This is a genomic window from Polaromonas sp. P1_F9, assembly GCF_056405615.1.
In genome coordinates, this window is the sequence record NZ_JBFUBT010000003.1 from 259,847 (window position 1) to 273,602 (window position 13,756).

General features: G+C 63.6%; 12 protein-coding genes. All 12 read left to right on the forward strand.

The window, feature by feature from the left end:
* The first annotated feature begins 105 nt into the window (after positions 1 to 105).
* The 12 genes from AC1DYR_RS10135 (at position 106) to AC1DYR_RS10190 (ending at position 13,751) form a co-directional block, all read left to right on the forward strand.
* Positions 106 to 1,446, forward strand: coding sequence for a GTP cyclohydrolase II (locus AC1DYR_RS10135; RefSeq protein WP_477704992.1), 1,341 nt, complete (start codon positions 106 to 108; stop codon positions 1,444 to 1,446).
* Positions 1,439 to 2,758 carry a URC4/urg3 family protein gene (locus AC1DYR_RS10140; RefSeq protein ID WP_477704993.1) on the forward strand — a complete coding sequence of 440 codons (1,320 nt, stop codon included), beginning with the start codon at positions 1,439 to 1,441 and terminating at the stop codon, positions 2,756 to 2,758. Before AC1DYR_RS10135 ends, AC1DYR_RS10140 begins: the two co-directional genes overlap by 8 nt.
* Before the next feature lie 95 nt (positions 2,759 to 2,853).
* Entirely contained in the window at positions 2,854 to 3,495 is a 642-nt protein-coding gene (upp, locus tag AC1DYR_RS10145; RefSeq protein WP_477649517.1) for a uracil phosphoribosyltransferase, read from the forward strand.
* A gap of 187 nt (positions 3,496 to 3,682) precedes the next feature.
* Positions 3,683 to 4,684, forward strand: coding sequence for a BMP family protein (locus AC1DYR_RS10150; protein WP_477704994.1), 1,002 nt, complete (start codon positions 3,683 to 3,685; stop codon positions 4,682 to 4,684).
* A gap of 34 nt (positions 4,685 to 4,718) precedes the next feature.
* Positions 4,719 to 5,735, forward strand: a complete 1,017-nt coding sequence (locus AC1DYR_RS10155) for a 5'-methylthioadenosine/S-adenosylhomocysteine nucleosidase (RefSeq protein WP_477704995.1) — start codon at positions 4,719 to 4,721, stop codon at positions 5,733 to 5,735.
* A gap of 1 nt (position 5,736) precedes the next feature.
* Positions 5,737 to 6,180: a VOC family protein gene (locus AC1DYR_RS10160; protein WP_477704996.1), complete on the forward strand. Its 444-nt coding sequence runs from the start codon at positions 5,737 to 5,739 to the stop codon at positions 6,178 to 6,180.
* Positions 6,181 to 6,299: 119 nt separating this feature from the next.
* Entirely contained in the window at positions 6,300 to 6,983 is a 684-nt protein-coding gene (locus AC1DYR_RS10165) for an alpha/beta fold hydrolase (RefSeq protein ID WP_477704997.1), read from the forward strand.
* Complete coding sequence (locus tag AC1DYR_RS10170) at positions 6,980 to 8,599, forward strand: ABC transporter ATP-binding protein (protein ID WP_477704998.1); 1,620 nt, start codon at positions 6,980 to 6,982, stop codon at positions 8,597 to 8,599. Before AC1DYR_RS10165 ends, AC1DYR_RS10170 begins: the two co-directional genes overlap by 4 nt.
* Positions 8,596 to 9,675, forward strand: coding sequence for an ABC transporter permease (locus tag AC1DYR_RS10175; RefSeq protein ID WP_477704999.1), 1,080 nt, complete (start codon positions 8,596 to 8,598; stop codon positions 9,673 to 9,675). The genes AC1DYR_RS10170 and AC1DYR_RS10175 overlap by 4 nt, the downstream gene beginning before the upstream one ends.
* A gap of 171 nt (positions 9,676 to 9,846) precedes the next feature.
* Positions 9,847 to 10,788, forward strand: coding sequence for an ABC transporter permease (locus tag AC1DYR_RS10180; protein ID WP_477705000.1), 942 nt, complete (start codon positions 9,847 to 9,849; stop codon positions 10,786 to 10,788).
* 24 nt (positions 10,789 to 10,812) lie between these two features.
* On the forward strand, positions 10,813 to 12,123 hold the full coding sequence (locus AC1DYR_RS10185) for an amidohydrolase family protein (RefSeq protein WP_477705001.1): 1,311 nt from the start codon (positions 10,813 to 10,815) through the stop codon (positions 12,121 to 12,123).
* Positions 12,120 to 13,751 (forward strand): HEAT repeat domain-containing protein, encoded by a 1,632-nt coding sequence (locus tag AC1DYR_RS10190; protein ID WP_477705002.1) that lies wholly within the window; start codon positions 12,120 to 12,122, stop codon positions 13,749 to 13,751. Before AC1DYR_RS10185 ends, AC1DYR_RS10190 begins: the two co-directional genes overlap by 4 nt.
* The last annotated feature ends 5 nt before the right edge of the window (positions 13,752 to 13,756 follow it).

The following is a 13,756-nucleotide window of genomic DNA, read 5'->3' on the forward strand; positions in this document are numbered from 1 at the left end:
CGGTGCGTCCGCCCGGGCCTTGTCGCAAATTAACGACCCGGCAAAACCGCCGGGCTTGTCAATCCCGGCACGCATGGCTACATTGGATTTTTTAAAGGATCCGCAATGCCTGCTGAAGTTGCCGCCAAGTCACCCGATTCGAGGCCGGCTACCCCTGTGCCTGTTTCCGCGCCCGTCCCCACTTCTGCCTCCACAGTTCCGGCCAGCCCTGCGGTCTCCCACATCCGATTGACCTCTCACGCGGGAGGTTATGGCGCCCTGCCCATCCGCTGGGCTGCCGCCACGGCCGCCGAACGCGGCCCGGTGGTAGGCACCACTACCAAACGCAGCCACCGCAACGTCATCGGCACGCATAGCGGCTCCTACAGCGTCTACCGCGCGCTCGCCGTTGCTTCCGGGGCGCTCAAGGCCAGCCACAAGGCCGACCTGACCAACACCTCGCCGACCGACGTGATCGGCCCCTACCCGCAATGGAGCGAGCCCGGCCGCATCGTCGCCATGGACCCATGGGGCGCCATGGTGGCAGACGTCTTTTCCAACGAACTGGCAGCGGGCTACGACATCCGGCCAACCATCGCCGTAACCCAGGCCCACGTGATCCTGCCCGAGGTGATCGAAGCCCTGCAGTCCGGCAGGCTCAAGGCCGACGGCAAGTTTTTGACAGCCGGCGGAGCGGCCATGGTGACCAAGGTCGCCGTCGAACCGGTCTGGTACCTGCCCGAAATTGCCCGCCGCTTTGGCTGCAGCGAAACCGATTTGCGCCGCGTGCTGTTTGAAGAAACCGGCGGCATGTACCCCGAGCTCGTCACCCGCAGCGACCTGGAAGTCTTCCTGCCGCCCATCGGCGGCCTCACGGCCTACATCTTTGGCCGCCCGCGCGACCTTGCCAACCCCGATATCGAGCTGACAGCCCGCGTGCATGACGAATGCAATGGCTCCGACGTCTTCGGCTCCGACATCTGCACCTGCCGCCCTTACCTCACGCACGCCATTGAAGAGTGCATCCAGGGCGCCCAGCGCGGCGGCGTGGGCCTGGTGTCCTATTTCCGCAAGGAAGGCCGGGCGCTCGGCGAAGTCACCAAATTCCTCGTCTACAACGCCCGCAAGCGCCAGGTCGGCGGCGACACCGCCGACCAGTACTTCAACCGCACGGAGTGCGTGGCCGGCGTACAGGACATGCGCTTCCAGGAACTCATGCCCGACGTGCTCAACTGGCTGGGCATCCGCAAAATCCACCGCCTCGTTTCCATGAGCAACATGAAGTACGACGCCATCACCCGCTCGGGTATCGAGGTAGTTCAGCGCATCAACATTCCCGAACACATGATCCCGGCCGACGCCCAGGTCGAAATGGACGCCAAGATGGCCGCAGGCTATTTCACCCCCGGCGCGGTGCCCGACGCCGAAGAACTGAAAAAAGCCAAGGGCCGGGGGCTGGATGTCTGAAACCACGCCTCTTCCTGAGAGTCCCCGCAACCCCGCCAACGCCACCTACACCATCGCCGGAAACCTGCGCGGGATCAGCGCCGCCGCAGAATTGCGTTCCACCAGAACCATACGCGCCCGCGCTTCTGCCCTGCTTGAGCGCGCACGCCGCGGCGAATCCGCCTGGTTTACCGTCAACGACGGCGCCATGACCACCGCCGCTGCGCTGGTGGCCGAAATCACCCGCGCCCGCTACCCGGACCTGGACATTCCGTACCACAGCCGCTGGCGACATTTTGAAGCTGGCGGCATTGACCGCCTGGGTTTACTCAATGCAGCACTGGCATCCGCCACGCCTGCCGGGCGCGCCCGCGCCCAGATTGACCTCGCGCTTATCAGCGTGCTGCTGGACGCCGGCGCCGGCGCCCAGTGGCACTACCTCGAAGCCGCCCAGGGAGAGCATCCGTGCAGTGAATACAGCCGCTCCGAAGGCCTGGGCGTGGCAAGCTTTCACGCCTTCATGGCTGGGCTCTTTTCCAGCGATCCACTGCAACCGCTGCAGGCCGATGCCCTCAAGCTCAAAACCATTACCGCAGACCAGCTTGCCCTGGCTTTTCAGGTCACGCCCGAGAACCCGCTGATCGGCCTCGAAGGCCGCGCCGCGCTGCTGCGGCGCCTCGGCCAGGCACTTCAGGACCAGCCCGCCCTCTTTGGCCAGCGCGGCCGTCCCGGCCATTTGTTTGAAGCGCTGGCGCAACCCGGGCAAAGCGCCATCGAGGCGCACGAGCTGCTGTCAGTACTGCTCACCAGCCTGTCGTCCATCTGGCCGGCCCAAAATGTCCTGGGTACCATTCCCCTGGGTGATTGCTGGCAGCACAGCGCGGCAGGCGACGATGAGTCCGAAAAAGCTGGTCCCAGCCATGGCTGGATGCCTTTCCACAAGCTGTCGCAGTGGCTCACCTATTCACTGCTGGAGCCTTTCGAGTGGGCCGGTGTGCAGGTCAAAGGGCTAGACGCGCTGACCGGCCTGCCCGAGTACCGTAATGGCGGCCTGTTCCTCGACGCCGGTGTGCTGGCGCTGAAAGACCCGGCCCAGGCCAACCGCCTGCATGCTGCCGGCGACGAGCTCATCGTGGAGTGGCGCGCGCTTACCGTGGCGCTTCTTGACGAGCTCGCGCCACTGGTGCGCGAGCAGCTGGGATTGACCGCCGAGCAAATGCCACTGGCCTGCGTGCTCGAAGGCGGCACCTGGGCCGCAGGGCGTGCACTGGCACAGCAATTGCATCAAGGTTTGCCGCCCCTGAACATCGAAAGTGACGGCACCGTTTTCTGAGCATCCATCCCGAAAGATGCGCGGACCCGACAGGCAAAGCAAAATAAAAATAACAACCAACAAAACGCAGACAGAACACAGAGGCACACAAAAAAATGACCATCCAGAGCAACAAAGTCCATCTCATCGACCACCCGCTGGTGCAGCACAAGCTCACCCTGATGCGCCGCAAGGACGCCTCCACCAACACCTTTCGCACCCTGCTCAACGAGCTCAGCATGCTGATGGCCTATGAGGTCACGCGCGACATGCCGATGCAGGACATCGAGATCGAGACCCCGCTCGAAACCACCACCTCCAAAGTCATCGACGGTAAAAAGCTGGTGTTTGTCTCCATCCTGCGCGCCGGCAACGGCATTCTTGAAGGCATGCTCAGCGTGGTGCCCGGCGCCCGCGTCGGCCACGTCGGCCTGTACCGCGACCCGAAAACCCTGACGGCGGTCGAGTACTACTTCAAGATGCCGCACGACATGGAAGAGCGCGACATTGTCGTGGTCGACCCGATGCTCGCCACCGGCAACTCGGCCATCGCCGCAGTCGAGCGGCTGAAAGAACTCAACCCGAAGTCCATCAAGTTCGTCTGCCTGTTGACCTGCCCGGAAGGCATCAAGGCCCTGCAAAACGCCCACCCGGACGTGCCGATCTACACCGCCGCGATCGACCGCGAACTCAACAGCCACGGCTACATCCTGCCAGGCCTGGGCGACGCCGGCGACCGGATTTTCGGAACCAAATGAGCCCCCACGGTCGCTCACTGCGTATAGCTCCCTGCCCCCCGAGGGGGCCGCTGCGCCTGCGGCCCGGCAAAGCCGGTTCCGCGGCCCCGACTGGCGAACTCGGGGAGCCTGCGAGCGTTTGATTTTTTGCTCCTGTTTTAGTTTTTTCTGTTTGTCACCCAAAACCTGAACCTACCCGGAGGAACTCATGCACCAGACCTTCAAGCGCCGCCAGCTCGTTCTATTGGCCACCGCCATCGCAGCCGCCCTGCCCGGCCTGGCCCTTGCCCAGGCAGCAAAAACCAAGGTTGCGGCCATCTACACCGTGCCATTTGAGCAGCAATGGGTCAGCCGCCTGCACAAGGCGCTGAAAGCCGCCGAAGCGCGCGGCGAGATCGAATACAAGGCCACTGAAAACGTCTCCAATGCCGACTACGAACGCGTCATGCGCGAATACGCCACGGCCGGCAACGCGCTCATCGTCGGCGAGGCTTTTGCGGTGGAAGCCGCGGCCCGCAAGGTCGCCAAGGACTTCCCGAAAGTATCTTTCCTCATGGGCTCCTCGGGCAAGGTGCAGGCGCCCAACTTCTCGGTGTTCGACAACTACATCCAGGAGCCGGCCTACCTCTCCGGCATGATCGCCGGCGGCGTGACCAAGAGCAACAAGATCGGCATGGTCGGCGGTTTTCCGATTCCTGAAGTCAACCGCCTGATGAACGCCTTCATGGCCGGGGCGAAAGAAACCAACCCCAAGGTCGAGTTCAGCGTGAGCTTCATCAACAGCTGGTTTGACCCACCCAAAGCCAAGGAAGCCGCTTTCGCCATGATCGACAAGGGCGCTGACGTGATGTACGCCGAGCGCTTTGGCGTGAGCGACGCCGCCAAGGAAAAAGGCAAGCTGGCCATCGGCAACGTGATCAACACGCAAGACAAATACCCCGACACCGTGGTGGCGTCGGCCCTCTGGAACATGGAGCCCAGCATCGACCGCGCGATCAAGGCCGTCAAGGAAGGCAAATTCAAGGCCGAAGACTACGGCCCCTATTCCATGATGAAGTACAAGGGTTCCGAACTCGCCCCGCTGGGCACCTTCGAGAAAAAAGTGCCTGCCGACATCGTTGCCAAGGTCAAGGCCAAAGAAGCCGACATCCTGGCCGGCAAGTTCACCGTCAAGGTCGACGACGGCCAGCCCAAGTCCACCGCGAAATAAGCCGGCGTTTCACCGCCCCACCTGAAAGCGCCGTATGCATTCCCTGTTTTGCCTGCGGCGTTTTCTTTTCAGCCAGCCTGTTGCCTGGCGGGTCGCGGCGCCGCTAGCATTCCTGGCCATCGCGTCGTGGGGCCTTTTGGGGTGCGCGGGTCCAGCGCCGGCCCTACCCACCCCAGCTCATGCGACTGGCGCAGTTGCCGGCGTTCCCGTCCGGCTCGACGCCACGCCCCGCATCGCGGTGATGTCGGCTTTTGCGCCCGAGCTGACCCTGCTGCTCAACCGCTTGCAAGGGCCTGCCAGGCACCGCATCAACGGCGTTGACTTCACCACCGGCACCCTGCAGGGCAAACCGGTCGTGCTGTTTCTTTCAGGCATCAGCATGGTCAATGCGTCCATGAACACGCAGCTGGTGCTTGACCGTTTCAACATCACACACATCGTCTTCAGCGGCATCGCCGGTGGCGTCAACCCGGCCCTGCACATCGGCGACGTCAGCGTACCCACCCAGTGGAGCCAATACCTGGAAGTGCTGATGGCGCGCGAAACTTCGCCGGGCCGGTTCACCATTCCGCCGCGCATGGAGGCGCAAACCCTTGCGCCCTTCGGCATGCTGCACCCGCGCCCGGTCGAAACGCGCACCGCCGCCAACCCGGCACCCGTACGCAAGTTCTGGTTTGAAGTCGACCCCCGGATGCTCGAGGTCGCCAGAGGCATGGGCAACATCGAACTCGGCGCCTGCAACGCAGGCGTATGCCTCACGCACAAACCGCAGCTGATGGTGGGCGGCAACGGCGTGTCGGGCCAGGCCTTTGTCGACAACGCCGCCTTCCGCGAATACGCCTTCAAGACCTTCCAGGCCAACGTACTCGACATGGAAACCGCCGCCGTCGGCATGGTGGCCTATAGCAACAGCGTGCCTTACATCGCCTTCCGCTCGCTCAGCGACCTGGCCGGCGGCGGCGAAGCCGCCAATGAAATGGTCACCTTCATGAACATCGCTGCCGACAACTCAGCCAAGGTGTTGCTGGCGTTCCTGGCCGCCTGGAAATAGCATGCCCGAGCTCGCCGGCATCGACCACATCTACATTGCCGTGAGCAACATGGCCGAGTCGGAAGCGTTCTATGACAAGCTGATGCTCAAGACGCTCAGCTGCCGCAAAAACACCTTCACGATAGGCGGCGACCCGCACATCCAGTATTACAACCGCCACTTTGGTTATGTGCTGCGGCCTGCCCGCTCGCAAGTCGCGCACGACTCATACTCGCCCGGTCTTCACCATTTCTGCCTGCGCGTAGACACCATCGAAGACGTGGCCGAATGCGCACGGCTGCTGCGGGGCTCAGGCATCAACGCCAGCGAGCCGCACAACCACGGCGAATACGCACCCGACTACTGGGCCACTTTTTTCACCGACCCCGACGGCCTTCGTCTGGAGATCACCAACTACCGCCAGGAGCGGCGCGACCGGCATGACCACTGGGAATCCCTCGGCTAAGCATTCGCAGCCGCCAGTGCTGCGGCCCCTGTTGATCTGAAAGCCACATTGCTAAACCTTACTTCTTTCGGATGACCGCGCCCCTTCTCCCTGTACTACGGCTCGTCTTGCTACCCGGAATGGACGGCACAGGAGATTTGCTCGCGTCGCTGGTCAACGCACTGGCGCCATCCATGCCAGTGGAAGTCGTGCGCTACCCTGGACATGACGCGCTGGGCTATGACGACTTGCACAGGTTCATCCTGGCGCGCATGACCGTAGCGCCATTCGTATTGCTGGGTGAATCTTTTTCCGGGCCTTTGGCCATTTCCATTGCAGCCACCCGGCCTGCCGGCTTGCGTGGAGTGATCCTGAGCTGTACTTTTGCGCAAAATCCCCGCCCTGCCTTTTCCTTTGTCTCCCATCTTGCGGACAACTGGGTGTCCCGGAAAATCCCTCCGCATCTGCTGACCCGCCTTGTCAGCCCCTTTTTGCTCGGTAGATTTGCATCTACCCAATTGAGAAACTCTCTTGAGCAGGCACTGCGGCAGCTGTCACCGCAAGCGATGGCCAAGCGAACTCAAGAGGTTCTTCATGTGAATGTGAGGGATAAACTCAAACAGATCCACGTGCCGGTAATGTATCTGCAAGCAACGCAGGATCAGGTGGTTCCTGCATCTGCCGCGCAATCCCTGAAGCAAGACCTTCCGTCCATGGAGATCGTGAAAATAGAAGGCCCGCATTGCCTTTTGCAGGTCTCACCAGCTCCCGCCGCGTTGGCCATTCAGTCGTTCTGCCGTAAGCTGGGGTCCGCCTCTTCATGACTACCCCCGTTCTTCGCCTCAGCGGCATCACCAAACGCTTCGGCCCGCTGGTTGCCAACGACGCGATTTCGCTCGAACTGCACAGCGGCGAAATCCTCGCGCTGCTCGGTGAAAACGGCGCCGGCAAGTCCACGCTGGTGTCCATCCTGTTTGGCCACTACACCGCCGACGAAGGCCATATCGACATCTTCGGCCAACCGCTGCCACCCGGCAACCCCAAGGCCGCGCTGGCCGCGGGCGTTGGCATGGTGCACCAACATTTCACGCTGGCCGACAACCTCAGCGTGCTCGACAACGTGATGCTCGGCAGCGAACCGCTGTGGCAGCTGTTTTCACGCCGCGGCGCAGCCCGCGCCAGGCTGCTCGAAGTTGCACAGCGTTTTGGCTTGCCCGTGGCGCCCGATGCCAAGGTGGGCAGCCTCTCGGTCGGCGAACGCCAGCGGGTCGAGATCCTGAAGGCGCTGTACCGCGGTGCACGCATCCTGATCCTGGACGAGCCCACCGCCGTGCTGACACCGCAGGAAAGCGAAGCGCTCTTCGATACGCTGGGCCAAATGGTGGCACAGGGCCTGTCCATCATCTTCATCAGCCACAAGCTGGGCGAGGTGCTGCGCGTGTCGAACCGGGTGGCGGTGCTGCGCGGCGGCAAGCTGGTGGCCGAAGCACCAGCCGCCAGCACCAGCCAGGCGCAGCTGGCGCAATGGATGGTCGGCCACGCCGTCGCCACCACACAACGCCGCCCCGCGCCGTCAACCGGCCTGCCGGTCTGCACGCTGGAAGGCGTCAGCACGGCCGATGCGGGGCAAGACCGCCTGGATGGCGTTTCGCTTCAGCTCAAGGCCGGTGAAATCGTCGCCATTGCGGGCGTCTCAGGCAACGGCCAGCTCGCCCTGGCCGACTTGTTGTGCGGCACCCGCGCCGCCAGCCAGGGTTCCGTGACATTTCTGGGCCAGCCCATGAAGGCATCGCCGGCCTGGCTGGTCACTCAGGGCGTGGCGCGCATCCCCGAAGACCGGCATGGCGTGGGCGTGGTTGGCGACCTCAGCGTCTGGGAAAACGCCGTGTCAGAGCGCCTGCGCAGCCCGGCGTTTTCGAAGGCGCTGTGGGTCAAGCGCAAGGCCGCGCAGGCCCATGCGGCCCGCATCATGCGCGAGTTTGACGTGCGCGGCGGAGGCCCACACACCGCGGCGCGCTCGCTGTCGGGCGGCAACATGCAAAAGCTGATCCTCGGGCGAGCCCTGGTTTCTCCTTCTGCAGACGCTGCATCGCCAAAACTCATCATCGCCCACCAGCCCACCTGGGGCCTGGACATTGGTGCCGTCGCCTACGTGCAGCAGCAACTCATCGCAGCGCGAGACGCCGGCGCGGCCGTGCTGGTCATTTCTGACGACCTGGACGAAGTGGTGGCGCTCGGCGACCGCGTGGCGGTGATGCACGCGGGCCAGCTGACGGAGGCCCTGCCCGCCGAAGCCTGGACTCGCGAGGCCGTTGGACTGGCCATGGCTGGAGCCAATGGGAGTGACTCGAGCGCCGCCGGGCCGCCCCAAGGCGCGAGGGCCCCCTCGGGGGGCAGCGCATTACACGAAGTGAAAAGCGTGGGGGCCAACCAGTCATGAGGTTGGAGAAAAGAACGCAAACCTCGCGCTGGGCCCTGGCCCTTGCGCCCGTCGGCGCCATCGCCTTCACCTTGCTGATCAGCGCACTGCTGGTGTTGTGGGCCGGCGCGCCGCTGGGCCAAACTTATATGCTGTTATTCAAGGGGGGCTTCGGTTCGGTTTTTGCCCTTAGCGAAACCTTCACCCGCGCAGTGCCCCTCATCCTGACCGGCCTGGCCGCCACGGTGGCGTTCAAGGCGAGGCTTTTCAACATTGGCGCGGAAGGCCAGCTTTATGCCGGCGCGCTGGCGGCCGTGGCTGTGGGCGGCATGCACGGCGGTACAGGTTTTGAGCTGCCCCTCTGGCTGCTATTCGGGCTGATGATGCTGGCTGCGGCCATTGCCGGCGCGCTTCTGTTGCTGGGCCCGGCCTTGCTGAAGGCCCGGCTGGGCGTCGATGAAGTCGTGACTACCCTGCTGCTCAACTTCATCATGCTGCTGTTTGTGTCAGCCATGCTCGACGGCCCCATGAAAGACCCCACTGCCATGGGCTGGCCGCAAAGCGTGGCGCTGCAGGGCGAGCTGGAGCTTTCCAGGCTCGTCGCGCAGACACGCATCCACACCGGCCTGCTGTGGGCCGCCGCGCTGGCTGCGGCGCTTTGGGCCTTGCTGAAATACACCGTGCTGGGCTTTGACATACGCGCCGTGGGTGCCAACCCCAAAGCCGCGGCATTCGCCGGCGTGCCCGTCACGCGCACGGTGGTGCTGGTTGCCCTGCTCTCGGGCGCTCTCGCCGGGCTGGCTGGTGCCATTGAGGTGGCAGGCCGCACCAGCTATGTCACGCTCGACATGTCGCCCGGCTACGGCTACACCGGCATCGTGATCGCCATGCTGGCCGCACTTAATCCCATGGGCGTTCTGGCGGCGGCCGTGTTTGTGGCGGGCGTACTGGTCGGCGCCGACACCATGAGCCGGGCCGTGGGCGTGCCGACCTATATCGCCGACGTCATCGTGGCGGCGTCGCTGATCTCGGTGCTGGTCGCGACGTTGATGACGCAATACCGGGTGGTAGTTAAAGAAAAGGGCCGGGCCGCATGAAATTCTCCAGCACCCGCGCCCTGCCAACCCATGCGGCCACTGCCGCCCGGGCTGAAGCTGCACGCGCAATTCTTGAGAAAATAATAGCCACAAGCCAATTAAGACGGGCGCAAGCAGCTATTAAATCCATAGCACCAGCAACCTGCAAGCCAACGGGAAAAGGCGTCCTGTATGGCTGAAATGCTCGACATCCTTGCCGCGGCGCCCTTCTGGATCGCCGTGCTGCGCATCGCCACGCCGCTCATCCTGGGCACGCTGGGCGTACTGCTGTGTGAACGCGCCGGCGTGCTCAACCTGGGCATCGAAGGCATCATGGTTGCCGGCGCCTTCAGCGGCTGGCTTGCCGTGTACGGCGGCGCGCCGCTGTGGGTTGGCGTGGGGGTGGCAGCGCTTACCGGTGCGGTGTTCGGCCTGCTGCACGCTTTTCTCACCGTCGGCCTGGCGCTGTCGCAGCACGTGTCCGGGCTCGGCATCACCCTGCTGGCCACCTCGCTCAGCTATTACGGCTACCGCGTCAGCTTTCCCAAAGTCGACACGCCCCCCACCATCACACCCTTCGCCCCCATGCATTGGCTAGACGGCTTTCCCGGCGGCGGGCTGAACGTGCTGGCCGCGCAAACCTCGCTCACGCTGCTGGCCCTGCTGCTGGTGCCGCTGATCGCCTGGCTGCTCTACCGCACACCGGCAGGCCTGGCCATCCGCATGGTCGGCGAGAACCCCCAGGCCGCCGAAGGCCAGGGCGTCTCCGTCGCGGCCACCCGCACCGCCGCCATCGTGGCCGGCTCGGCGCTCATGGGCGTGGCGGGCTCCTTCCTCACGCTGTCAGCGTTTAACGCCTTCTTCTTCAACATGGTCAACGGCCGCGGCTGGGTGTGTGTGGCACTGGTGGTGTTTGCCTCGTGGCGGCCGGGCAAGGCGCTGCTGGGCGCGCTGCTGTTCGCCTTCTTCGACGCACTGCAGCTCCGCCTGCAGACCTCGGGCATCGTGAATGTGCCTTATCAGGTGTACCTGATGCTGCCCTACGCCCTTTCCATCCTCGCGCTGGTGCTGGTGGCGCGCAAGGCGGCGTATCCTCAGGCGTTGATGAAACCTTACCGAAAAGGCGAGCGTTAGGCTTGCCCTGCCAGGAGTCCCAAGATGCTCGACCTGCTGATCAAGAACGCTGCGCTGCCTGACGGCAGAACCGGTATGTCCGTCGCCATCCAGGGCGGCCGCATTACCGCCGTGGAGTTCAACCTGGACGCGCCCGCCGCCGAGGTGGTAGACGCCGGCGGCTACCTGCTCAGCCCGCCTTTTGTCGACCCGCACTTCCACATGGACGCCACCCTGAGCTACGGCCTGCCGCGCGTTAACGAAAGCGGCACGCTGCTCGAAGGCATCGCGCTGTGGGGCGAACTCAAGCCGCTGCTCACAGCCGAAGCGCTTATTCAACGCGCCCTCACCTACTGCGACTGGGCCGTCGCCAAAGGCCTGCTGGCCATTCGCAGCCATGTGGACACCAGCGACCCCAGCCTGCTGGCGGTAGATGCGCTGCTCGAAGTCAAAAAGCAGGTTGCCCCCTACATCGACCTGCAACTGGTCGCCTTCCCGCAAGACGGTGTGCTGCGAACGAAAGGCGGCATCGACAACCTCAAGCGCGCACTCGACAAGGGCGTGGACGTGGTCGGCGGCATCCCCCACTTTGAACGCACCATGGCCGACGGCGCCGTCAGCGTCAAGCTGCTCTGCGAAATCGCTGCCGAGCGCGGCCTGTTGGTCGACATGCACTGCGACGAGTCCGACGACCCGCTCTCACGCCACATCGAAACCCTGGCTGACGAGGCCCAGCGCCTGGGCCTGCAGGGCCGCGTCAACGGCAGCCACTGCACCTCCATGCACAGCATGGACAACTACTACGTGAGCAAGCTGCTGCCCCTGATCGCCGAGAGCGGCGTCAGCGTCATTGCCAACCCGCTCATCAACATCACCCTGCAAGGCCGCCACGACACCTACCCCAAACGCCGCGGCATGACCCGCGTGCCTGAACTGATGGCGGCAGGCGTCAACGTCGCCTTCGGCCACGACTGCGTGATGGACCCCTGGTACGGCATGGGCAGCGGTGACATGCTGGAAGTGGCGCACATGGGCCTGCACGTGGCGCAGATGACCAGCCAGAAAGGCATACGCCAATGCTTTGACGCGGTGACAGCGAATGCCGCCAAGGTGATGCACCTCAAAGGCTATGGCCTGGAGGCGGGCTGCGACGCGAGCTTTGTACTGCTGCAGGCGCGGGACCCGGTGGAGGCGATCCGGTTACGGGCGAACCGGCTCAAGGTGTGGAGGAAGGGGCTGCTGCTGGCGGAGACCACGGAAGTAAAAACCGGCCTGCGGCTGCCTCAGCGGCCTTCAAGCACGGATTTTCGACAAACTGGTCAATGCCGAGAGCCCTTTCCAGCTGGACGTCAATGAACTGGAACGCGCCACCACCAGATGACGCGGAGTTACCCGCAATAGTCAGCAAACTTGTCATCAAGGCGCGAAGCCCTAGCGTGGATGAAAAGCGAGAAGCGGTCGAGGCCATCTATGACCTGGCGTTCAAGGTGGGCACAAAAGCCGCCGCAGCTATCCCCGTGTTAATCGAACGCCTGGGTGACGGCGATCCCAAGACGGCGGAAAGCGCACTCTGGGCCCTTGGCTATTGCAAACCTCAAAGCATCGAGCCGCTCATTGACTGCCTTCTGAACGCGGACCCGCAGGTGCGGGAACGCGCGGCGTGGGCGATCGGCAATATCGGCGACGAAGCCCACCCTGCCAGCGATTCACTTCGGCGGCTGCTGAAAGACCCCGCAGAGAACGTCCGCTCACGCGCGGCCTGGGCTTTAGGCCTCGTCCACGATTGCGACAGCCGAACCGTCGAATCCCTCTTTCAACTGGCGGAGTTCGGCATCACCTCGGATCGCCGGTCCGCGCTCCATGCCCTTGGAAATATAGGGAAATACATGGATGAGCCCTCGCGCCTGCGCAGCCATCGCCCGCTCATCTTCTCCGCGCTGGATGATGCCGATGAGGATACGCGCTGGTCAGTGCTTTACCTCATCGAATCCCTGGGCCTCCCAGCGTCAGAGCATGCAGAAGTCCTGCTAGGGATATTGGAACAAGATCCCGGCGAAAGGGTGTTGCACACAGTCCTGTCGCAGTTGAAGCTGCTGGCGCCCCAGATAGACCTTTCTTCCCGCGCGACAGGCCTTTGTCGATGGCTGAGCCACAACAGCACTTCAGCATCACAGGTTTGCGACATTCTGGGTTTGATCCGCCCCGCTCCAATGGATGCCATCGGCGCCCTTGTGGCTGCATTGAATATTGACGAATGCGTTGTGCCCGCGTCAAAGGCCTTGTGGAAAATTGACCAGCGTGTCAGCGAGTCGCTGCCCGCGCTTGCACGGGTCTTTGACGAATACGACGAGTCTGTTTGCGATGTCATCTGCGAACTAGGGCCAGCGGCCGCCCCCCTTCTTCCCAAGCTCATCGAAGCCATGCTGGAAGAAGACAACTGGGACCTTCAATGGGCTGCAACGGACGCATTGGGATCTATGGCCTCGGCGGATCCCCCGGTCATGTCAGCTTTGCTGACAGCCCTTGGGCATCAGAGCCCGATTGTCCGGTCTGCCGCGAGCCGGGCACTGGCGCGTGTGGGTATAGCTGCGATTCCACAGCTCCTCGCGCTTGTGCAAGCGCAAGGCGACTCGCGTGCGGCGTGGGCTGCTTTTTCATTAGGAGAAATGGGGCCTGCGGCCATTTCCGCCGCGCCGCAATTGCTCAAAGGTGTGGAACCAGTTGGCGACGTGCTGTCGACCGCATGCGCGATCGCCTTGGCGCGAATAGCGGCTGACCCACGGACCGTCCCACATCTGGTGCGCATCATCGAAAGTGCGAACCCCAGGTATCCCCGCTCCGCGGCAGCAAACGCACTCGGCGGGCTCGGGCCTCTTGCCATCCCGGCTATACCGGCCCTGGAAATTTTGTTGAGCGATGACGATCCCGATTGCCGTGCCGCAGCACAGGAAGCGATTGACACCATCAAGGCAAAGGCCCACTGATCCAG